Here is a 21191-nt window from a genome sequence, read left to right on the forward strand (position 1 = left end):
GCACCTTCCTCATGAAGATTTCAGCTTCGGTTTCACATCCTTGGTGTAAATGGACTGAAGGGTGCCTTTGAGCTCGGTCAGGGTTGCTTTGACGTCGGCCTTCTCGTTCATGATTCTTGTCGCCGCCTTCGCGATCTCTTGATCACCGCCCGGAAGGTAAGTCCGCGCGTAATCCTGGGTCCTGGTGACTTTCAGTTGGTCCACAACGGTCTTGAACTCCGGTGTCTCCGCCAAGATCGAAGCAATATCGGCGGCCTCGGCCACCGGAGCATAACCGGTAGCTGCAGACAGGGTTGCTGTGCTTTGCGCGTTCGTGGCGAACGTTGCGAACAATGCTGCGGCCAGTTGCCGTTCCGGGGAGGTCTTGCTGGCGATCACCAATCCGGAGCCACCGGTGGGGCATACCGGCGACTGGCTTACCGATCCTCCAGGAAGAAACCCGACTCCTATGCGCATATTGGCTTCTTTAGCGGCCTTCAAGGTAGCGGCGAGGTCTGCCGAAGAGCTGATTGTTGCGCTGACTGCACCAGCCTGCAGGTCAGTGATGGCGTTCTTGGACGAAACTCCGGCCCAGGAGTCCTTCACGATCGAGTCTTGCACCCACTGCATGGCCTTTACGGACGCCTCGGAGTCAGCAATGATGTCCCATTCCTTGGACCAGGCGCCACCAAAGCCCCACAGCACGTTCTGCAGGGTCCAGCCAGCGTAGCCGGCAATCGCGGGGTACTGGTACGCATTTTGGTAGCCGGAAGACACAGCGTTGGCAGTTTTGATCCTGGGCGCCCAACCTGCGAACTCTTCCCACGTCTCAGGTGCACGTTCAGGAACGCCGGCTGCCTGGAAGTGGTCCTTGTTGAAGTAGAACAATGGGGTTGAACGGGCGTATGGGACGGCCCATTGCTTGTTGTCGTGTTTGTAGTCGGAGATGAGCCCGGCAACGTAGTCCGAGGTACTGGCCTTCACGGCCTTAAGTAGTCCGTCGATAGGAAGAATGGCACCCGAAACGGCGTACCTGAACCACCACACGTCAGAGGCCACAACTACATCGGGGATGTCAGTGCCTGCCTGGGCAGTCTGGAACTTCTGGGCGACCTCTTCATAGTTGGCGCCTCCCGTGATGAGGTTCACCGTGATGCCCGGTTGGGCCTTCTGGAATGCTTCAATGAGCTTTAGTTCGGTATCCCGTGACTTTCCCGGGTGGCTTGACATGAAGCTGATGGAACTGGCTGGTTTAAGTTTTGACCAATCAGCTGCCTCGGCGGTGTTGTTGGACCCGCCGCCAGTGGTCGAAGGACCTCCACACGCGGCCAGGGTGAGCGTTCCGAAACTTGCCCCTGCCACGCCGAGGAACTGTTTGCGCGAGAGTGATATTGACATGCCGAAGCTGCCTTTCTGTTAGGTAATGGTGGAGTACTAGCCCGTTACTGACCCTTGGGTGAGCCCGGAGACGATATACCGCTGGAGGGCGGCAAAAATGATGAGGATCGGTACCAGGACAATTACTGCGCCGGCCATGAGCATTCCCCAGTTCTGCGTGCTGCCTTCGCTGTTGACCAGCTGTGTTAATCCCACGGGGAGAGTCATCATCTCCGGGTGATCCGTAACGATCAGTGGCCAGATGTATTCGTTCCATTCCGAGACAATGGTCACCAGAGCGACGGTTGCGATGCTGGGCACTGAGATTGGAACCACAATTTTCCACAGCTTCCGCCAATGGCCGGCGCCATCGATCTCAGCGGACTCCAGAAGCGCCGGAGGGAGCGTCAGAAAGTGCTGGCGCAGCAGAAACGTTCCAAATGCCGTACCCAGTCCGGGGAGGATGATGCCCCAATAGGTATTCAGGCCTCCCATGCTTGCGATCAACACGTAATTCGGCAGGACAGACACCTGCGGTGGAACCATGAGGGCCACGAGGATGAGCAGGAAGATGGCTTTTTTGAAAGGAAACCGGATAAATACGAGTGCGTAGGCAGTGAAAACGGCCAGAATGCATTTGAGCGTTGAGCCGATGGCTGTCACGATCACGCTGTTGAGGAAGAACCGCACGAAAGGCACAGTTGATGTTGCCTCGACGTAGTTTTGCAGGTTGGGATTTCTGGGCAGGATCGTCAGGTCAGTGGACACTATTTCTCCTGGCGCTTTGAGTGATGAAAGCATCATCCAGAGCAAAGGGATAAAGACCACCAGAGTGGCGAGGATGAGAGGAACGTAGCCTCCCGCGATGGTCTTACCCAGGTTTTGCCACGATAAGGGCCTGGCGCGTTCTTGGAACACGGGGGATGTCTTGACACTCATGAGTAGTGGACCTTTCGCTCGACGAACTGCAACTGCACTGCCGTCATGATCAGCAGACCGATGAACAGGACCACGGAAATGGCGGCAGAGTAGCCTGCCCTGTTATATGAGCCGAATGCTTGAAGGTAAGACTCAAAAATCAGCGTGCCGGTGCCGTTCCCGGAAGGCGTCATGATCCGAATGATGTCGAAGGCCTGGAGGGAGCTGAGTAACGAGGTAATCAGCAGGAAGAAGGTAGTTGGGGACAGCAGCGGAACCACGATCGAGCGGAAACGCCGGAAGCTGGTTGCTCCATCGAGTGCAGCGGCTTCCATCAGTTGGGGCTGGATTGATTGGAGCCCTGCCAGATAGACCACCGCGCAGTAGCCCAGGTTCTTCCACACGTAAACGATGATGATCATGACCAATGCCAACCTTGGATCGTTAACCCACTGAGGACTTGCTTGGCCGAGCGAACGGAGGAGCCACGACAACGCCCCGTACGTGGGATCAAAAATGAAGAGCCACACCAGGCCGACACCTACGCCGGATAGCACGTACGGGGCAAAAACCACAGCCCTGGCGAACGTTCGCCCCTTGAGCTTCTGGTTGAGGGCCAAGGCGATCAGCAATCCCAGAACCATGGCTCCACCCACGGTTGTAACTGTGAAGATTGCAGTGATGCTGAGTACTTTTGATGCATCTGACGAACTGAAGAATTCGACGTAGTTCCCGAAGCCCACGCTCGTGGCATTGGCTGCGCCAAGGGTCCAGTCCAAGGTTGAGAAATAGAAGTTGGTGATCAACGGCCGGTAGGTGAACAGCACAATGAGGATCACATTGGGTGCGGCGAACAGGAGGAAGGTCCAAGCTTCGCGTCGGGTTCGTCCGTTCGGCTGCCGGTTTCTCCCCGCGCCTGGTCGCCGGTTTCCCGCATAGCCTGCTTCGGCATCGCCGCCGCCTGCCGCTGTTAGGGGCTGGTTTTTTCCTGAACTTGTAGCGTCAACAGTGCTCTCCACGGACCTCAGACTCCATCGTCATCGCGGTCTGGGCCAGCGTCTAGCGAGGTTGGATGTGATCAAGGGGCGTTTGACCGGACAATCTAACCTGTTGTTCTTGTGACAAGCTACATTCATCGATGCCCTAGCGCAAGGGGCGTCTTTTTCCTTGCAAACAAACGCCTCATCATCATGTGCTAATGTCCTCACAAAAAGCAGTCAGTTATCACTCAAGAACTGTGCGGTCGCTTCTGGAGCGCCTAAGGCCCCGGAACTCCATGTTGCGGCCATGACAGAAAAGGGCTCTTGATATCGGTTCTCGAACAGGAGCATGGCTTGATCTTCAGCACGGAAACGCAGTGGTGGCAGATGTGCGCGGCCTTGGCCGTAGCGCTGGTGTTGTCTACAGCGATTGGTTTTGAACGGCAGAGCAAAAATAAATCAGCCGGGATGCGGACGCACGCGATGGTGGGGCTAGGCGCTGCGCTGTTCATGGTCGTCAGTAAATACGGCTTCAGCGATGTGTTGATGATGGACCTGGTACGGCTCGATCCGTCCAGGCTGGCCGCGCAGGTAGTGTCGGGCATCGGATTCATTGGAGCCGGACTGGTGTTCGTCAAGCGAAACCAGGTTCGGGGACTAACGACGGCGGCGTCCATATGGGTGACGGCTGCTGTAGGAACTGCAGCTGGAGCAGGACTGGTGTTGCCCGCAGTCTTTGGGACGGCGGCGCACTTCCTCATCGTTTACGCATACCCGGCGTTGTCTCGGAGGATGCGCTTCGGTTTGCCTGGTCGATGGCTCTTGCGTGTGACCTATCTGGACGGCACGGGCGCACTGCGCGATGTACTTAGCGCCTGCACTGGGGAGGGGTTCCAAGTCCAAGGTTTCACTAGTACCCGGGGTTCCGACGAAACCAAGCGCGTAGTGGAACGACTTTTACACCAGGACGACGCCGTGCCCTCGGCCGGCTTCATCGAGATTGAGCTCGAAATCGAAGGATCTGCGACTCCGTCCACGATTGTCAGTGGGCTTTCCCAATTGAGATCCGTCGTCGAGGTCTCCTTGCTTGACGAAAGCGAATAGGTGAAAAGCGGACTAAGGAGAGATACATGGTTGAAATTCAGGGTCACCGCGGCGTTCTCGCATCACATCACGGAAACACCATAGCGGGGTTCGTCGAAGCCCTCAGGCTTGGGGTTGATGCCATCGAAGTGGACATCTGGCTCACAGCGGATGGCCAGTTGGCGCTCCGGCACGATGCCGTCATTGACGGTCTCGACATCAGGATGACAGCGCTGCGCCAATCCGGGGTGGAAATGCATCCTGCTACGACGACGGAAATCCGAGGAGAAAGGCGAACCCCGACTTTGGAGGAGCTGCTGGCCCTCCTGAGGTTTGCCGCGGCTCCGAGCGTTGTGTTGGACATCGAAGTGAAGAACGATGGCACTCCGTGGGGCCAATACGGGGAGGCTGTCATCTCATCCCTTGTCAGGGTGTTAAGCGCCCACGAGCATGAGCAGTCGCTCCGCGTTCGCAGCTTCGACCCACGGATCATCCGGGCTATGGCAGGACTGCTGCCCAGGATCCCCATGGTGGCGCTAAGTCGTAAAGTCACCGAGCCTTCCTCGGCTCTATATCCATACGAACCAGCCGCCCTCATAGAGGCCGCCTTGGCGTCAGGGGCAAATGCTGTCGCGCCCGAGTATGGAATTCTCAGCGCAGCACTCGTAGCGAAGGCCCGCACGGCACGTTTGGCTGTTTATCCCTGGACGCTTGTTACTGCGGAGGAGATCTCCGAAGCCGTACGGCTCGGGGTTGAGGGTGTGTGCGTGAATGACGTCGAGATGGCTCGGGAAACATTGGCCGGGCTGGGGCACAAGCTGCCAGAGCCGAAGTCGATAAATCTTCCCATGTTGGGCGTGGGCGACGGCAAGGAAGTCGAATCGCGCTGACTCCTTAACGGCCGATTCGATTGGTTTGGGCTCGAAGCTTGGCAGTAAGCCACGGTACTACCGAGTATGGCTCAGCCGGACTGAGGTCCATCTGGCGAGGCCGGTCGTCTATCGGTTTTGGGGGCAGCCCCATGAGGTGGGGTTTTCTTCGCAGGTGTCGGCGACGAGGGCTCGTTCTGTTTTCCAGGCGTGGATGGTTTTGGGTGGGGTGGTGAGGTTGAGGGTGCCGTTGATGGGCAGGGGTGGGCCGTTGTTGACGGAGTAGGTTCCGGTGAAGGTGGTGGTCACGGTGATGGGGTAGTTCCCGGTGGTGGTGTAGGTGTGGCTGGTGCGGGTTTTGTCCTGGAGCCAGTGTTTTTCGGGCAGTGGGGCGCCGGGGTCGGGGGTGGGTCCGAGGGTGGTGCCGTCGCCGTAGGTGTAGGTGTGGCTGGTGGGGGTGGCGGTCAGGTGGACGTTTTGGCCGAGGATGGTGGTGTTGAATGTCTGGGTTGTGGCGGTGGTGTAGGTGTTGGTGGGTGCGCCGATGAGGGTGTGGGGGAAGGGTTGGATTTCCACGGTGCCGGGGTTGATGGGCAGGTGTTGGAAGTCGGTGAGGATCCGTGCGGCGATCTCGGCCAGGACGTCTGTGGGTTCTTCGGTGTAGAGGCAGGTGGGGCCGCTGACGGGGATCCAGTCGGTCCAGCCGGGATTGGTGATGGCTTTGGGTGCTTGTTTCCAGATCACCGGGGTGCCTTCCGCGCCTCCGGTGGCCGATGGTGGGCAGGACAGGGCCAAACAGCCCGGGTCCACGGTGTCCGGACCATCAGCCCGGCAATGAGTATCGGCCATGTACTGATTCGGATCCTCGGTCGGCGCCCCTAGCGCTCCGAGTGCCCGGCTGAAAGCGCCTGTGGTGCTGTCTCTGGTCCACTGTGTACTGCTCATCTTCATCCCATTGTCGACATAGCCGATATCAATCTTCGGTTCTTGAGCCAATGATTCGTTGAGGGGAACGTTGATGGCTATTACCAGAACCAGCGCGGCAACCAGAGCACGAGTATGTGACATGACCCGTTAGCGAATCAGTCCGAGGTCAACCATGACCCATCCGTCATCTTCATGGGTGAGGGCTGCACGACTCGCGGTATTGGATTCCGGTGTTGGCTCTTGGTAAAGCGATCCGTCCTGATTTCTAATCTCAATCCTTTGCTGAATCACCTGTACGACGGCAATTTGTGATGGGCTGGATCCGTCAAAGCCGAACTCGACTGCCGCCGCTCTGATGGTTGCCCCCGATACCCACCTTTGATCCGACCAAGCAGTCTTGATTCCATCGGACAATGATCGGCAAAGAGCGCAGGAGGGTTTGCTCACTGCATCGAGCGCCCCCGTTTCACCCGTTTCGTAGGCGTAGCTCAGAACGGCATACCAGTACCGAATAAACGCCTCCAGCCCCTCCTTCGTGTTCTCGCGGGCCAATGCCGGCATCACGGGAACCGGGACGTTTTGGGCCTTCCCCTGCGCATCCGCCGGCTTATATGCACCGGTGGCTGAAACAGTGGGCGGCCCACTGCTTTCCGAAGGACCCGCCGAGCCGCCTGGGGCGGGTGCCGCCGTCGTCGTGGGGTTGGCGGAGGGTGAGCCACCGCTCGAACAACCGGCCAGAAGCAGCGCTGCCGCCGCAGCAGCGGCGACAGGCAGGCGATAGGTCGGTCGGAAAGTACGGCGTGGCATGACAGGCTCCCCAGCGGCTGTTTGGCGTATTGTCGGCCAGTCTAGGCAGGGGAGGATGGAGGTTCCGACCCCGTGCAGCACGGTTGTGGATAACCTCGGCATGTGCAGGAAGAGTCCCGGCCCGGGCTGCAGGCATTGGCGCTGCAAGTACTGGTCGCCGCGCAACTCCTTCTCTCCCAAAGCGTCTGACCTAGACGTTAGGGTGGTAGTCAAGAGAAGGGGAGTGCTCCGTGTCAGAACAGAACGTGCCACACCACAACGTGCCGGATCCGACTGTGCAGATAGAACCCATGCCCGGGGACGAAGTCCCTGGCACCGGGCGCACCATCATCTCGGAAACCGCGGTAGCCAAAGTTGCCGGCATTGCGGCCCGCACGGTCCCCGGCGTGTACTCCCTGGGATCCGGACCTTCACGGGCGCTTGGCGCGATCCGGGATGCCGTGGGCAGCTCGGACCACGCAGCCGGGGTCCGGGCGGAGGTGGGCGAAACGCAGGTGGCCGTGGACATCAACCTCGTCGCCCTCTACGGCTACCCCCTGCACGGCGTAGCCAACCAGGTCCGTGCCGCCGTTTATCGGGCGGTGGAGGAACTTGTGGGGCTCCAGGTCATTGAAGTCAACGTGGAAATCAACGATGTTTACGTGACACCGCCCGCCAAACCTGCCGGGGCGAAAACAGTGGTGGTCGAAAAGGAGGCACTCCAGTGAGCATGACTGTGGTGGGTATTGTGATCGGTGCCTTCGTGGCCTTCATGTCCCTTCAGTTCGGTCTTTGGGGCTTCCTTGTGGCGTTGCTGTTCATGGGCATCGGCGCCCTCCTTGGACGCGCGGCCGACGGCAAGCTGGATCTGCGCAGCGTCCTGGACGCGCTTACGGGCCGGCGCTCGTCGTCATGAGTGTGGCTGAGGCTGTGGAACCCACCACCAGCCTGGCCGGCCACAACCGGATCAGTACCCAGGCTTTGACATCGCTGGCCCAGGCTGCCGCCGCCGAGGCCCTCGGCGTTGCCCAGGGTGATATCCGTGCAGATTGGACGGACGACGACGGCCTGCTGGCTCTATCGATCGTCGCACCGATCCGGATCCCCGCCTTGGGCGACGTCCTCCGGAACCCGCAGCGCGTCCGGGGCATGGGCGGCTCCATCTGGGACCGTGCCGTGGCAGCGAAAGCCATGGTGCTCGAAACCGTGACCAGGCTGAGCGGTTCCCAGCTAAGCCGCGTGGATATCCGGATCAGCGGCGCGCATGTCTCGGAGGGAGGCCGGGTCCAATGACCCAGGAATATGTCGTCTCGGGGCCTGCGGATCCCGCCCCCGGGCATCTTCCGGGAGCCAGCCCTGTTGCCGGTGAGGACGCCGCCATGAGCCGGATCCTGAGCAGGGAGACCCACTCATCGCGTGCCGGTGCTGCCGGTATCGCGGCAGTGCTGGTCATCATCGTGTGCGTCTATGCGCTGCTTGAATCGGTGGTCCGCGCTATCGGGCAACCGCCCTGGCTCGTCGACCCCGGCACCGCTGCAGAAAGGATCATCGCCCTGCCTGCGGGAATTTCTCCGCTGCTGCTCGGGGCCAGCGGTGCAGTGATCGCCATGGTGGGACTGTTTTTCCTCCTCCAGGCGGTGCTCCCGGGCAAACGGGCGCGCCACTTGCTGCGTGACGCACGCACCGCCGTCGTGGTTGATGACGAGGTCCTGGCCTCCGCCCTGGCCCGTCGTGCGCGTACTGCCGCGAACGTGACCCAGGAGCAGGTCATGGTGGTGGTGTCGCAGCAGCAAGTGATCGTGAACGTACGGCCAACGTCAGGCATCAGGGTCAGCCGGGAAGCGATCCTCACCGCGGTGCAGGCTGAACTTGAGGAAATGTCTCCCGTTCCCATGCCAACCGTGCGGGTTAACCTGGCGACGTCGGGGGTGATCGGTGCATGAATGAGACCCCCAGGGCCCTCAACCGGGTGCTCCTGTTCATTATCGGTGTGAAAATGCTCGCCGTAGGGCTGTTGCTGGTGCTGCTGGCGACCGTCCCGGCGGTCGCGGACTGGTGGCACGGGTGGTCTGGATCCGTCTGGGCCGGTGCCGAAGACGCGTTCCGGGCCACGCGCTTTCCCGGCCGCCAGGAGAGCTGGCTCTGGATAGTCGCAGGCGCGGTCCTGTTGTTGGTCATCGTGGCCATGGTGGCGTGGCTGGCGCAACAGGGCAAGGGCCGGGCAAACCTGCTGGTGTCCAGCGACGACGACAGCCATGTTGACGGTGAAGTCCAGATCGGCGGCGGCGTTGCCGAGCAGGCCCTTCGAGCAGCGCTGGCGGACAGGCCGGACCTCGCCGGAGCCTCGGTGGCAACCTATGAGGTCAAGGGCCAGCCGTGCCTGCGGGTCCGTATCCATCCGAGGCAAGGAGTGGCCCCGCACCTCCTTGCCGCAGAAGTGTCCCGTTTGGTGGAGGCGCTGGACCTGGTCATCGGCAAGAAGACCCCTGTCCTGGTCCACATGGCAACCGGCGCCCGTGCGCGTTTCACCAAGGCTGAAAGGGTCCGCTGATGTCAGGAACAACTGCTCTCGGAGAATCCACCCTCCATCAGGTGATGTCCGAACTCGCCGCTCTGGAGGATCCCCGCGCCCGGGAAGTCAACGAAAAACACGGCGACGATCACGGTGTAAACCTGGGTAAGTTGCGGGCTGTGGCCAAGCGCCTGAAAACCCAGCAGGAACTGGCACGCGAGCTCTGGGCCACCGATGACACCGCCGCGAAACTGCTCGCGCTGCTGATCTGCAGGCCCAAAGCCTTTACTCGGGAAGAGTTGGACGGCATGCTGCGGGAATCCCGTACACCCAAGGTCCATGACTGGCTGGTCAACTACGTGGTCAAGAAGAGTGCCCACGCAGAAGCGCTGCGCGAAGCATGGTTCGCTGACCCGGACCCGGTGATTGCCAGCGCAGGCTGGGCACTGACGTCGGAGCGCGTAGTCAAAAGCCCTGAAGGCCTGGACCTCGGCGGGCTGCTGGACACGATCGAGGCCGGCATGAAGGAGGCCCCGGAACGTCTTCAGTGGGCCATGAACCATTGCCTGGCCCAGATCGGGATCGAGCACCCGGACTTCCGTGCCCGTGCCCTGAGCATCGGCGAACGGCTGGAAGTGCTCAAGGACTACCCCACGCCGCCCAATTGCACCTCGCCGTTCGCGCCCATCTGGATCAATGAGATGGTGCGCCGGAAGCAATCCTGAGGAACTTAGCCCCGATTGCGGTGCATCATCCGGTAGGTCAGCTCAGCAAGGAGCTCCTCATCCGAGAGGTGTGACGCCCGGGCGATCGGGGCGGCCGGGGCTGTAACCCGTGGACCGGGCAGTTGCCGGGAGTCTTCGGTGGTCCGCATGTCGTCCGGCGTGATCTGGTCGGGGGCGAAGCTTGATTTTCCCTTAAGAACTTCTGAAACCGAGCCCGCGCGCCACCCCAGGGCATGCTCCAATTTCCGCTGGTTGATTTCCTGCGTCCGACGAGTGCCCGACTCCAGCGTCCGGACGGTCTTGATGGCGGTCCCGGCCTGCTTGGCCAGCTGCACCTGGCTGAGCCCCTGGGCCAGGCGTTCTTCCTTGATCAGCCGGCCAATAGTCTGGAGTGCTTCTAGTTCATCCACACTTCCCACTGTTCCATAGGCAATACTAGGCAACCAAATCCGGTGTTCTTCTGGATGGTGCCAGGCCGGATGCCAGGACCTTGCCAAGGGGCGCGCGGAGTCCCCTAACGTGGCCCCGCCATCGCGATGGAAAGGTTACTTGGTATCAGTGTGGTTACGGTCGGTGTAAGCGCTTGCATGTCATAGTGCTTGGTCGCTAGTGTGAGGGCCACCACATCAGTTGCGCCACGCTTTTCTTGTACTCAGCGAGGAGTCTTCAGCATGAAAAAATCCAAGTACCTGCTCCCGGTCGCTACGGCCGGTGTTCTGGCACTTACCCTCTCCGCCTGTAGCGGCGACAGCGGCGGCGGAGGAAACACGGCCGGATCGGACGATTGCTCGGCCTACGAAAGCTACGGCAAGCACGACGGCAAGACCGTCTCCGTCTACTCCACGATCGTCGACATCGAGGCAACCAACCTCGAAGAATCCTGGAAGCAGTTCGAGGACTGCACCGGAATCACCATCAAGTACGAGGGCAGCAAGGAATTCGAAACCCAGATCGGCGTCCGCGCCCAGTCCGGCACCGCGCCTGATGTGGCGATCTTCCCGCAGCCCGGACTTCTTGCTACCCAGGCCCGCGCAGGCTACTTGAAGGCGGCTCCGCAGACGGTCTCCGACCTCGTGGACAAGAACTGGTCTCCGGACTGGAAGAAGTACGGCACCGTGGACGGCACGTTCTATGCCGCGCCCATGCTGGCGAACGTCAAGGGCTTCGTCTGGTACGCCCCGAAGACCTTCAAGGACAAGGGCTGGGAAGTCCCCAAGACCTGGGACGAAATGATCGAGCTCTCCAAGAAGATTGCCGCGGACGATCCCAACATGAAGCCGTGGTGTGCCGGATTCGAATCCGGTGAAGCCACGGGCTGGCCGGGCACCGACTGGATCGAGGACGTCGTCCTGCGCGCCCACGGCCCGGAGGTCTACGACCAGTGGATCACCCACCAGATTCCGTTCAACGACCCCAAGATCGTGGACTCCTTCAACAAGGCCGGTGACATCCTCCTCAACCCGGAGATGGTCAACGGTGGCTTCGGTGACGTCCGCTCGATCCTGAGCACGGGCTTCGCACAGGCCGGCCAGCCGGTCCTGGACGGCACGTGCGCCATGCACCACCAGGCCAACTTCCAGGCTGCCAACTGGCCCGCGGGAACCAACGTTGCCGAGGACGGCGACGTCTGGGCCTTCATGACGCCCCCGATCGACGAGAGCAAGGGCAAGGCTGTCACGGGTGGTGGCGAAATGGTGGGTGCCTACAAGGACACTCCTGAGGTTCAGTCGTTCCTTGCCTACCTGGCCAGCGCCGACTTCGCCAACAACCGCGTCAAGCTCGGTGGTGTTGTCAGCGCCAACAAGGGACTCGACCCCAACAACGCCCAGTCCGACCTGGACAAGCTGACCGTCCAGATCCTCCAGGACCCCGAGACCGTCTTCCGCTTTGATGGTTCGGACCTCATGCCGAGCGCCGTGGGATCCAACTCCTTCTGGAAGGGCATCGTGCAGTGGATCAACGGCACGTCCTCCCAGGATGTGGCCAACAGCATCGAGTCCAGCTGGCCCAAGAGCTGACTCACCGAGTACTGCCTCCCTTGCTGGCCCTGCCCAGCCGGGGAGGCAGTGCTTTTCCCGGAACTGAAGTGATTCACTCACGCCCCGGAGGTTGGGTATGGAATTCATAGGAGAAAAACTCCTTCAAGTAGTGATAGCCCTGGCGATTTTCTCAGCGGTGATCGGCCTCATCATGTTGCTGGTGGACAGGGCCCCCAAATCAATCAAAGACAAGGTCACGGTGGCGGGATTCCTTGCTCCTGCCGCGATCCTCATGGTGGTCGGCCTGGTCTATCCCGCCATCCGCACGTCCATGCTGGCGTTCACGGACGCCAGCGGGAACGTCAATGGTCTCGACAACTTCGTCTGGATGTTTACGCAGCCGGAGGCCTTGGTCACCCTGCGCAACACCGTCATTTGGACGGTACTGGTGCCTTTGCTGTCCACCGGCTTTGGCCTGGCCTACGCCGTGTTCATCGACAAGGCCAGGGGCGAGCGGGTCCTGAAGTCGTTGGTCTTCATGCCCATGGCCATCTCCTTCGTGGGCGCCGGCATCATCTGGAAACTCGTCTACGATTACCGCGGCCCGAACATCGAGCAAACCGGTGTCATCAATTTCTTCCGGGTGGCTTTGGGTATGGATCCCAAGCAGTTCCTGCTGGACGCTCCGGAGAATACGATCTTCCTGATCATCGTGATGGTGTGGATCCAGACCGGTTTTGCCATGGTCATCCTGTCCGCTGCCATCAAGGGTGTCCCGGTGGAACTCATTGAGGCAGCCCGCCTGGACGGCGCCAACGCCTGGCAGCAGTTCCGGAACGTCACGGTTCCCGGCATCCGTGGAGCCCTGGTAGTGGTCCTGACCACCATCACGATCGCCACGCTGAAGGTCTTCGACATTGTCCGGACCATGACCGCCGGTAACTACGAGACGTCGGTTGTGGCCAACGAAATGTACACGCAGGCCTTCCGTGCCGGCGAACCTGGACGCGGCGCCGCCTTGGCCCTGGTCCTGTTCCTGATGGTCCTGCCGATCGTCGTGTACAACGCCCGAGTCCTTCGCAAGCAAAGGGAGATCCATTGACAGCCACGCCAGCCCCGAAAGAGGCCTCAAAGGCCGCCACCCGGCAGCGTCCTGGATCGGATCCCACGGAGGACGCCCAGCCCATCATGCGGCGCGTCAAGACCAAGCTGACGTCCAAGTGGGCAACAGCGGCGGCAATCATCATCGCCGTTGTGTGGTCCGTGCCGACGTTCGGCCTCTTCGTCACGTCGTTCCGTCCCGCCGCCAAGCAGGTGGGTCCCCGCTCTGACGGATGGTGGAATGCGTTCGTTGACTGGGACTTCACGTTCAAGAACTACGTGGACGTGCTGACCCCGGCGGGTTCGCAGTCCGCCAACCTCTCGCAGTACTTCGTCAACTCCATAGCGATCGTCATCCCCGTTACGGTCTTCGTGCTGGTGCTGGCAGCCATGGCGGCCTACGTGTTCGCCTGGGGCAAGTTCAAGGGCCGCGATGCCCTGTTCATTTTCGTCTTTGCCCTGCAGATCATTCCGCTCCAGATGGCACTGATCCCGCTCCTGCAGTTCTTCACGCAAACGCTGCAACTGCCGGCCGGATCCTACGCCCAGCTGTGGATTGCGCACACCATGTTCGGCCTCCCGCTGGGCATCTTCCTCCTCCACAACTTCATCTCGGAAATCCCCGGTGAAGTGATTGAGGCGGCAAGGGTGGATGGTGCCGGACACAGCACCATCTTCTGGCGCATCATCCTTCCACTGTCCGTTCCGGCCTTGGCGTCGCTGGCCATCTTCCAGTTCCTGTGGGTCTGGAACGACCTGCTGGTGGCCTTGGTGTTCTCCGGCGGAACGGCAGACGTTGCACCCATTACGCAACGCCTGGCCGAAATTTCGGGTACCCGTGGCGCCAGGGATTACCTCAACCCCGCAGCAGCCTTCGTCTCGATCATCATCCCGCTCCTGGTCTTCTTCGGCCTCCAGCGGTACTTCGTACGCGGCCTGCTGTCCGGCGGTCTTAAGGGATAACAACAAATGCGGCAGGTTACGCAGCGGGGACAACCCGCTGCGTAACCGGGGCCTGCACAAAATAGACTGTTTGTTCGCCAAAAGATAGTCACACAGGCACCGAGCAGCCGGAGAGGGGGACCTGTGACGCGTGCGACGGGTAGGTCCCAACGCGGTGGCCATGCCGGCGTCAGCATCGAGGACGTCGCCGCGGCCGCCGGAGTCTCCACCGCGACAGTCTCGAGGGCGGTCCGCGGACTCCCAAGGGTTTCCCCGGCGACCCGCGAGAAGATCCTGGAAGTGGCCGCGTCGCTGGGTTACGTGGCGTCGTCGTCCGCCTCGGGTCTGGCTACCGGACGGACCCGTACCGTGGGCGTCCTCGCCCCGTTCGTCAGCCGCTGGTTCTTCTCCAAAGCGATTGAGGGAGCAGACCGGGAACTTCACTCACGCAACTACAACCTCTCCCTGTTCAACCTGGGCGGCCACGGCAGCAACCGCGAGCGGCTGTTCAGTTCCACCATGGTCTATAAGCAGATCGACGCCCTGCTGGTCCTCTGCATGGCCCTGGGCGAAGAGGAACTGGGCCACCTCCACAAGCTGGACATTCCGCTGGTGGTGGTAGGCGGGCACGTTGAGGATTGCGCGTACATCGGGATCAATGATTACGACGCCGCGTCCACCGCCGTGCGGCACCTGCTGGAGTTGGGGCACACGGACATCGCATTGCTGCATGGCGACGACGAGACCGACCTGAACTTCGATGTTCCCCGCGTGCGGATCCGCGCGTTCCAGGAGGTCATGGCCGACGCCGGCTTGGAGGTCCGTCCCGAATGGGACGAATGGGGGGATTTCACGGTAGCCAGTGGGCAGCAAGCGTTCAACCGGTTGTGGGGCAGGCCCGGCCGGAAGCCCACGGCCATCTTCTGTTCTTCCGACGAGATGGCCATGGGCGTCATCTTCGAAGCAGCACGGCACGGTGTCCGGGTACCGGAGGACCTTTCCGTGATCGGGATCGACGACCACGATTTTTCGGCCTCGCTGGGACTGACCACAGTGGGCCAGCGCCCAGACAACCAAGCTGAACTGGGCACCAAAATGCTGCTTGACGAGCTGGACGGGATCACCGGCGCCGTGCATTCCCAAGTGGCGCCTCACCGGCTTATCGTCCGCGAGACCACCGCTCCGCCCTGCGCCAACTAGGACTCATCTCCTGGCGGGAGCTACGGCAACTACGACGCCCGCGCCAATTGGCGGATGGGGATCCACCGCGAAGCCAGCCTGCGGTAGGCTGCCGCGGCGCCGGTCATGTCCCCTTCAGCCAGACATTCGATGCCAAGGCGCACGTCCATGGGGGATTCGTCCGGATACACCTTGTCCGCCACGGCGCCGTAGTCGAGCTCAACCATCGATTGCTCATGGAACAACTCCAGCCATTCCGTCAGCTGCGTCAGGTCATCCAGCATGTCCAGATCGGGCGCAGCCAGGGCCAGGTGGGCCACGGCGAAGCGCGCCCTGTCCAGGGCTTCCATCAGGGGCGTCCATACCCGGACGGTGACGATCCGGCCATCAGCCTCCACCACGTCCGTACGGTCCGATTCAGCGAACAGGGAGAACCAACTGAAAGGGATGCCCCACGTGGATGCCCGGGTATGGACCCGCTTGGCGTCCTCGCCGGCGTTGATCCGGTCGATCCGGAGCTGGTGCCTGTCCCGCTGCGGAACCGGAATCAGGAGATCGGCCAGCGGACTGTGCACCCCGTCCATGAGGGCGTTTGCCGCCAAGCCGGCCCGGATCACGAGCTGGCTGGGGCAGTAAAGCAGCCGCCCGGCGTCGTGCTCCTGCGGGACCTCGCCGGAATCATCAGGTGCCGCATGCCGCCCGGCGGGGACGCGGGTCATCCGGACCAGGTCGGTCCGCCCGGTGGGAAAGGGGTCACCGCCCGGGCGGGTGATGCGTCCGAGCGAGGCCTGCAGCTCCGCATTCTCGACGGCGGCCCGGGAACCTATCCGGCCGCTGTCCGCCACGAGTTGGCGCTGCTGTTCGGGAGGGAAGGCCTCCAAGGGCTCGTAGATGCGCAGTGACGACGAAAAGGGCAGGCCGGCCTGGCCCCTGTACAGGTTCCCGCTCATGTCCAACCAGCCCCTTTCGTCCGAGTCAGTGAATGGTCAGTCTGCGAGCTCCACAATCACCGGAGCGTGGTCCGAGGCACCCTTGCCCTTGCGTTCCTCGCGGTCGATCGAGGCGCCGGTGACCCGGGCTGCCAAAGGTGCGGACGCGAGGCAGAAGTCGATCCGCATACCTTCCTTCTTGGGGAAGCGCAGCTGTGTGTAGTCCCAGTAGGTGTAGACGCCGGGGCCGGGGGTGTAGGGGCGGACGACGTCGGTGAAGCCTGCTGTTTCGAACGCGTGGAAAGCTGCGCGCTCGGGTTCGCTGACGTGCGTGAAGTTGTTGTTGCGGAACAGCTCTATGTCCCAGACGTCGTCGTCAAAGGGTGCGATGTTCCAGTCGCCCATGAGGGCGATCTGGGCGCTGGGGTCGGCCTGGGCCCATGCGGCTGCCTGGTCACGGAGGACTTCGAGCCACTTGATCTTGTAGGGCATGTGTTCGTCATCCAGGGAGCGGCCGTTGGGGACGTACAACGACCAGATGCGGATCCCTGCACAGGTAGCGGCGATGGCCCGGGCTTCCTGGGCCGGGTCCTTGCCGGCCTTGCCGAACGCCGGTTGGTCCACGAACGTGCGCTCCACGTCTTCCAGGCCCACCCGCGATGCGATGGCAACGCCGTTCCACTGGTTCAGGCCGAAGTGGGCGACCTCGTAACCCATGCGCTCGAACAGCTCCCACGGGAAGTTGTCGTCCTTGCATTTGGTTTCCTGGATGGCCAGGACATCACAGTCGCTGCGCTCGAGCCAGGCTTCCACGCGGTCGGCGCGTGCGCGGAGGGAGTTCACGTTCCAGGTAGCTATCTTCACAGCAACTAACTTACCGAACTTGGCGCTGAGCGCATCCCTTGGTGCCGGTCTCCCCGGAATCCGGGCTGATGGTACCTGCGGCTCAGTGCGCGTACAGGAACTGCGAGGAAGGACCCCTGCGGAGCCTGATCCCGCACACAATCAGCAGCAACCCCGCCACCACGGAGAACGCCGCGAGGAAGGCCGCCATGCTCAACAGGCCCAGCCCGGGGTTGATGAGCAGGAAGAGTCCGAACGCCGCCGTCAGGAAACCGGTCAGCACCCACACGCCCCAGCCGCTCATGGTCTCCCGTGCGGCGAACGCCAGGACGATTTCCGAAAGCCCCAGCACCAATGCCCAGAGACCAAGGAGCACCCCGAACGCAGCGGCTGTCAGCCCCGGCCACGCCACTGCCGCAAGTCCTGCAGCGATGGACACGAAGCCACCCACCAGGGTCCACCGGGAATGGCGGGAAGGATCGTAGAAATAGTGCGCCACGTTGGTCAGGCCGTCCGTGACGGCAAAGACGGCGAAGGCCAGGATCAGCCCGAACACCGTGGCCACAGGCAACGCCGCCACCAGGAAGCCGAACAGCACGGCAATGATTCCCCGGACCAGCAATGCTGTCCCCGAATGCTTGAACATCCTGCGTCCCGAAGCGTCGGACATACGGTCAGCTTAATCGAACGGGCCTCCTGGAAACAGAGGCATACGGGGCTTCCTTAGCGCATTCCTTCGCGCCGGATGGCGGTCGCAATGGCAGCCGCCCGTGTCTCTACGCCGAGCTTGGCATAGATGTGGGCAAGGTGGGTTTTGACCGTCGCCTCGGAAATGAACAGCCGCTTGCCCAAGTCACGGTTGCTCAGGCCCTGGGTAAGGAGGCTCAGGAGTTCGGCCTCGCGCGGGGTGAGGATTTCGTCCGGGTTCCGCAACTGCTGGAACAGCCGCGAAGCCACGGGCGCACTCATGACGCTCTTGCCCTGCACCGCGCCGCGGACGGCAGCGAAGATTTCCTCCGGGGCTGCGTCCTTGAGCAGGTAGCCCATGGCGCCGGCGTCGACGGCCCGCACGATATCGGCGTCCGAGTCATAGGTGGTGAACACGATCACGGCCTGCCGCGGATTGCGCTGACGGAGCTGCTTGATGGCTTCGATCCCATCCATTCCGGAGCCCATCGCCAGATCCATCAGCACAACAGCCGGTTGGTGTTCTGCCGCGGCCTGCAGGGCTTCCTCACCCGATGCGGCTTCGGCGACGACGGCGATGTCCGCCTGGGTGCCCAGCAGCGCCTTGAGGCCGCTCCTGACTACCGTATGGTCGTCCACCAGGAGCACGGAAATGGTGGTCACGGGGTCCCCTTTGGCTGGAAGCCGGTGCCTTGAAGGGGCAACTGCGCCGCGATGATGGTGCCTTCGCCGGGCGCGCTTTCCACCGACAATTGTCCTCCCAGTTGTTCCATGCGCTGGCGCATGGCCCGCAAACCGTACCCTCCGGTTTCCGACGGCGGAGGTACCGCCGCGGGATCAAAGCCGCGGCCGTCGTCGTACACGTCCAGGGTGACCGCCTCCGGAAGGTAACCGAGCGTGACGCTGGCGTGCCCGGCGTCGGAGTGGAGCTTGATGTTGGCCACGGCGCTTTGGGTCACCCGGATCAGGGCGTGGCGCAGTTCCGGCGGGACAGGCAGGGGATCGCCGGTTACCTGGAACCGGACGTTGTCCACATGCTGCCGCGCGGCGTGCTCCACGGCCTCCGCGAGCGGCCCGCTCTCCAGCCCGGGCGCGGAGAGTTCATGGACCAGGCTGCGGGTGTCGGCGAGGTTCCGCCGCAGCAACCCGGTCGCTTTTGCCACGTCCTCCCGGGCATCCGCTTCCGGCCACGACCTCTGGGCGGCTTCCAGGAGAAGGAGGCTGCTGGCCAGGCCCTGGGTCACGGTGTCGTGGATTTCGCGGGAAACGCGTTCACGTTCCGCGGCGATGCCGGCCGCCCGTTCCGTGGCGGTGAGTTGCTCCTGCGCCCGCGTGACCTCTTCCGCCAGCCTGCGCTGGAGGGCGGCATCGCGTTCGATTTTGTCGTACGTCAGCGTCAGCAGGGCTCCCGCTGCCAGCGGACCCAGCAGCATGGCCACGTCCGTCCAACCGCTCATCCGGAAAAGCCCGACGGCGGTAGCGGCGGCCGTCGCCCCGCCCGCCATGTACGCGGCTACTCCGGTGAACGCGGTGCGGGCCAGGAAGAAGATCGCAAAGGAGCACCAGGCAAAACTGGGAGCCGCCACCACCAACGCCGCCCAGGCCGCAAGGAGGGCAACCATCCACGGCACGGTGCGTCCGGCGTTCCCCCTGTGGGCCAGCACGGCAGTAGCGGCGTAAAGAGCGCACACCGCAGCGGCCAAGGCGACAGTCCACAGGTTGTCGACGGGGGAGTGGCGCATGACATACCGGACGGCTGAAGCCACCATCAGCACCGCGAAACCCAGGTGCACCACGATGTCGATCCGGCCGTCGATGCGGCCGGCGGCGGAAGTGGGGGCTGGCATGAGGGTTCCCGTTCGGTTGAGGGCGCTCTTTCCATGCTAAATCCCGCGCAGCCACCGGTCTCTCCACCTTTTGGCTGATACCGGTGGCGGAAAGGCTGAGGCCGGTCCCTGCGGCTGGCCGATGCGGGCACGGGGTGCCGGGCGGAAGCATGGAGCTGTACCGGATTGACCGTGCCTACTGCGAGGAGAACCCCGTGAAGAAGTCGAAGAAGATGATCGCCGCCGCTGCCGCCGGAGCATTGTTGCTCACCGGTGGCGTCACCGCTGTTGCCAACGCCGTTGCGCCGCAGTCCGCTCCCGCTGCCGCGGTTGCCAAGGTTCCGGCCGATGTGCAGCCGGCGCCCGAGAACGTCGTCGCCCAGAACCGCATCACCGTGGGTGCGTCCAGCAAGGCAGTCAATGCTGCGCTCGCCAAGTGCCAGGCCGACAAGCTGCCGTTCGTCACAGTGGCCCTGGTTGACCGTTTCGGTACGGTCCAGGCGCTCCTCCGCGGCGACAACGCCGCCGAGCACACCATCGAGGCCGCCAAGCAGAAGGCCTACACCGCTGCCGCCTTCGGTGCTCCCACCAGTGAACTTGCCAAGCGCATCAACGGCACTGGTCCGTCCATCGCCGACCTCCCCGGTACCCTCTACCTCGCCGGCGGCGTGCCGCTGAAGGTGAACGGTGTCTCGGTGGCGGGTATCGGCGTCGGCGGTGCTCCCGACGGTGCCCTGGACGAAGCCTGCGCCACCGCCGGAGCCGATGCCCTGGCTGCAGCCGCGAAGTAGCCTCGACGTATGAGTTTGTGGAAAGCGCGCGGCCTGGCCGCGGGTTCGGCGATGCTGCTCGCCGGGCTCGTGGCCGGCTGCGTGCCGTCCGCGGCACCTGAGCCGGCAGGCCCGACGGCGGCTGTCCCGCCTTCCGGCCCCGTCTCCGCCCAAGCACCTCCAACAGCCCCGTCGTCGAGCGCGGGTGGCGGCCCGACGTCGTCGTCCCCTGCCGTGCCGCCGAAACTGTCACCGGAGGACCAGATGGAAACCGACCGGCTGCTCATCCTCGCCGCCAAGGCCAACGATCCCGTGCGCGTCCGGGAGTTGATTGCCGCCGGCGGAAACGTCAACGCGAAGGACGACATCCAGGACTCCGCGTTCCTGTATGCCGGCGCGGAGGGGTTCAACGAGGTCCTGCAGTTGACCCTGGATGCCGGGGCCGATGTCCGCAGTATCAACCGGTACGGCGGAACGGCGCTGATCCCTGCGAGCGAGCACGGGCACACGGAAACGGTGCGGATACTCATTGCCGCCGGAGTGCCCGTGAACCACGTGAACAACCTGGGCTGGACCGCCATGCAGGAGGCGATCCTGCTCAACAACGGCGGGCCGAACCAGCAGGACGTCGTGCGGCAGTTGCTCGCGGCCGGGGCCGATCCGGACATCCGCGATCCCCAAGGCCGAACCGCCCTGCAGAACGCAGAGAGGCTCGGATTTACGGAGATCGCGGCCCTGATCCGCAACCGCTGACCGCCCCGTCTCCCTCCCCCCGCCTA

25 protein-coding genes are annotated in these 21191 nt (G+C 62.6%); 14 read left to right on the forward strand and 11 right to left on the reverse strand.

From position 1 onward, the window contains the following. Positions 1-9: 9 nt before the first annotated feature. The 3 genes from ACSVIE_RS05740 to ACSVIE_RS05750 are packed head-to-tail and all read right to left on the reverse strand — an operon-like array spanning position 10 to position 3293. Positions 10-1377: an ABC transporter substrate-binding protein gene (locus ACSVIE_RS05740; protein WP_442423282.1), complete on the reverse strand. Its 1368-nt coding sequence runs from the start codon at positions 1375-1377 to the stop codon at positions 10-12. 36 nt (positions 1378-1413) lie between these two features. Further along, positions 1414-2295, reverse strand: coding sequence for a carbohydrate ABC transporter permease (locus ACSVIE_RS05745; protein ID WP_442423283.1), 882 nt, complete (start codon positions 2293-2295; stop codon positions 1414-1416). Further along, positions 2292-3293, reverse strand: a complete 1002-nt coding sequence (locus ACSVIE_RS05750; protein WP_442423284.1) for a carbohydrate ABC transporter permease — start codon at positions 3291-3293, stop codon at positions 2292-2294. Before ACSVIE_RS05750 ends, ACSVIE_RS05745 begins: the two co-directional genes overlap by 4 nt. A 315-nt stretch (positions 3294-3608) precedes the next feature. On the opposite strand from ACSVIE_RS05750, the gene ACSVIE_RS05755 reads away from it, so the two are divergent. Together ACSVIE_RS05755 and ACSVIE_RS05760 are read left to right on the forward strand one after the other, a co-directional pair. Continuing rightward, on the forward strand, positions 3609-4358 hold the full coding sequence (locus ACSVIE_RS05755) for an MgtC/SapB family protein (protein ID WP_442423285.1): 750 nt from the start codon (positions 3609-3611) through the stop codon (positions 4356-4358). Positions 4359-4384: 26 nt separating this feature from the next. Beyond that, complete coding sequence (locus tag ACSVIE_RS05760) at positions 4385-5227, forward strand: glycerophosphodiester phosphodiesterase (protein WP_442423286.1); 843 nt, start codon at positions 4385-4387, stop codon at positions 5225-5227. Between the two features lie 108 nt (positions 5228-5335). On the opposite strand, the gene ACSVIE_RS05765 is transcribed toward ACSVIE_RS05760, so the two are convergent. Beyond that, positions 5336-6055 (reverse strand): hypothetical protein, encoded by a 720-nt coding sequence (locus tag ACSVIE_RS05765; RefSeq protein WP_442423287.1) that lies wholly within the window; start codon positions 6053-6055, stop codon positions 5336-5338. 225 nt (positions 6056-6280) lie between these two features. Next, positions 6281-6940 (reverse strand): DUF6318 family protein, encoded by a 660-nt coding sequence (locus ACSVIE_RS05770; RefSeq protein ID WP_442423288.1) that lies wholly within the window; start codon positions 6938-6940, stop codon positions 6281-6283. Between the two features lie 290 nt (positions 6941-7230). Here ACSVIE_RS05770 and ACSVIE_RS05775 point away from each other — a divergent pair, with 290 nt between their 5' ends. From ACSVIE_RS05775 to ACSVIE_RS05800, 6 genes are read left to right on the forward strand one after another with little or no spacing between them, the layout of a single operon-like run. Then, positions 7231-7647: an Asp23/Gls24 family envelope stress response protein gene (locus ACSVIE_RS05775; protein WP_426007471.1), complete on the forward strand. Its 417-nt coding sequence runs from the start codon at positions 7231-7233 to the stop codon at positions 7645-7647. Then, entirely contained in the window at positions 7644-7835 is a 192-nt protein-coding gene (locus ACSVIE_RS05780; RefSeq protein WP_442423289.1) for a DUF2273 domain-containing protein, read from the forward strand. Before ACSVIE_RS05775 ends, ACSVIE_RS05780 begins: the two co-directional genes overlap by 4 nt. Next, on the forward strand, positions 7832-8212 hold the full coding sequence (locus tag ACSVIE_RS05785; protein WP_442423290.1) for a hypothetical protein: 381 nt from the start codon (positions 7832-7834) through the stop codon (positions 8210-8212). Before ACSVIE_RS05780 ends, ACSVIE_RS05785 begins: the two co-directional genes overlap by 4 nt. Beyond that, complete coding sequence (locus ACSVIE_RS05790) at positions 8209-8862, forward strand: DUF6286 domain-containing protein (RefSeq protein WP_426005588.1); 654 nt, start codon at positions 8209-8211, stop codon at positions 8860-8862. Before ACSVIE_RS05785 ends, ACSVIE_RS05790 begins: the two co-directional genes overlap by 4 nt. Further along, positions 8859-9470, forward strand: a complete 612-nt coding sequence (locus ACSVIE_RS05795; RefSeq protein WP_426005590.1) for a hypothetical protein — start codon at positions 8859-8861, stop codon at positions 9468-9470. The genes ACSVIE_RS05790 and ACSVIE_RS05795 overlap by 4 nt, the downstream gene beginning before the upstream one ends. Further along, positions 9470-10156, forward strand: a complete 687-nt coding sequence (locus ACSVIE_RS05800; RefSeq protein ID WP_442423291.1) for a DNA alkylation repair protein — start codon at positions 9470-9472, stop codon at positions 10154-10156. Before ACSVIE_RS05795 ends, ACSVIE_RS05800 begins: the two co-directional genes overlap by 1 nt. 5 nt (positions 10157-10161) lie before the next feature. Here the strand turns inward: ACSVIE_RS05800 and ACSVIE_RS05805 are convergent, their stop codons facing one another. Continuing rightward, on the reverse strand, positions 10162-10566 hold the full coding sequence (locus tag ACSVIE_RS05805; RefSeq protein ID WP_426005593.1) for a helix-turn-helix domain-containing protein: 405 nt from the start codon (positions 10564-10566) through the stop codon (positions 10162-10164). A gap of 261 nt (positions 10567-10827) precedes the next feature. On the opposite strand from ACSVIE_RS05805, the gene ACSVIE_RS05810 reads away from it, so the two are divergent. The 4 genes from ACSVIE_RS05810 (at position 10828) to ACSVIE_RS05825 (ending at position 15378) form a co-directional block, all read left to right on the forward strand. After that, positions 10828-12174 carry an ABC transporter substrate-binding protein gene (locus ACSVIE_RS05810; RefSeq protein ID WP_426005594.1) on the forward strand — a complete coding sequence of 449 codons (1347 nt, stop codon included), beginning with the start codon at positions 10828-10830 and terminating at the stop codon, positions 12172-12174. 97 nt (positions 12175-12271) lie between these two features. Next, entirely contained in the window at positions 12272-13237 is a 966-nt protein-coding gene (locus ACSVIE_RS05815) for a carbohydrate ABC transporter permease (RefSeq protein ID WP_426005596.1), read from the forward strand. Beyond that, positions 13234-14199: a carbohydrate ABC transporter permease gene (locus ACSVIE_RS05820; RefSeq protein WP_426005598.1), complete on the forward strand. Its 966-nt coding sequence runs from the start codon at positions 13234-13236 to the stop codon at positions 14197-14199. Before ACSVIE_RS05815 ends, ACSVIE_RS05820 begins: the two co-directional genes overlap by 4 nt. A gap of 123 nt (positions 14200-14322) precedes the next feature. Then, the gene (locus tag ACSVIE_RS05825) at positions 14323-15378 is read left to right on the forward strand and encodes a LacI family DNA-binding transcriptional regulator (protein WP_426005599.1); all 1056 of its coding nucleotides are present in this window, start codon (positions 14323-14325) and stop codon (positions 15376-15378) included. 29 nt (positions 15379-15407) lie between these two features. Here the strand turns inward: ACSVIE_RS05825 and ACSVIE_RS05830 are convergent, their stop codons facing one another. From ACSVIE_RS05830 to ACSVIE_RS05850, 5 genes are all read right to left on the reverse strand, one after another. Further along, positions 15408-16307: a hypothetical protein gene (locus tag ACSVIE_RS05830; RefSeq protein WP_426005601.1), complete on the reverse strand. Its 900-nt coding sequence runs from the start codon at positions 16305-16307 to the stop codon at positions 15408-15410. A gap of 36 nt (positions 16308-16343) precedes the next feature. Next, entirely contained in the window at positions 16344-17150 is an 807-nt protein-coding gene (locus ACSVIE_RS05835) for an exodeoxyribonuclease III (RefSeq protein WP_426005602.1), read from the reverse strand. Positions 17151-17232: 82 nt separating this feature from the next. Beyond that, complete coding sequence (locus tag ACSVIE_RS05840) at positions 17233-17799, reverse strand: HdeD family acid-resistance protein (protein ID WP_442423292.1); 567 nt, start codon at positions 17797-17799, stop codon at positions 17233-17235. Positions 17800-17852: 53 nt separating this feature from the next. Beyond that, the gene (locus ACSVIE_RS05845) at positions 17853-18479 is read right to left on the reverse strand and encodes a response regulator (RefSeq protein ID WP_426005604.1); all 627 of its coding nucleotides are present in this window, start codon (positions 18477-18479) and stop codon (positions 17853-17855) included. Beyond that, positions 18476-19663, reverse strand: a complete 1188-nt coding sequence (locus tag ACSVIE_RS05850) for a sensor histidine kinase (RefSeq protein WP_442423293.1) — start codon at positions 19661-19663, stop codon at positions 18476-18478. The genes ACSVIE_RS05845 and ACSVIE_RS05850 overlap by 4 nt, the downstream gene beginning before the upstream one ends. Before the next feature lie 194 nt (positions 19664-19857). Between ACSVIE_RS05850 and ACSVIE_RS05855 the strand changes: the two genes are divergently transcribed. Together ACSVIE_RS05855 and ACSVIE_RS05860 are read left to right on the forward strand one after the other, a co-directional pair. Continuing rightward, complete coding sequence (locus ACSVIE_RS05855; protein WP_426005607.1) at positions 19858-20433, forward strand: GlcG/HbpS family heme-binding protein; 576 nt, start codon at positions 19858-19860, stop codon at positions 20431-20433. 9 nt (positions 20434-20442) lie between these two features. Continuing rightward, entirely contained in the window at positions 20443-21165 is a 723-nt protein-coding gene (locus ACSVIE_RS05860) for an ankyrin repeat domain-containing protein (RefSeq protein WP_442423294.1), read from the forward strand. Positions 21166-21191: the final 26 nt, after the last annotated feature.

It is taken from the genome of Paenarthrobacter sp. NCHU4564, from assembly GCF_052156435.1.
Taxonomy (GTDB): Bacteria; Actinomycetota; Actinomycetes; order Actinomycetales; family Micrococcaceae; genus Arthrobacter.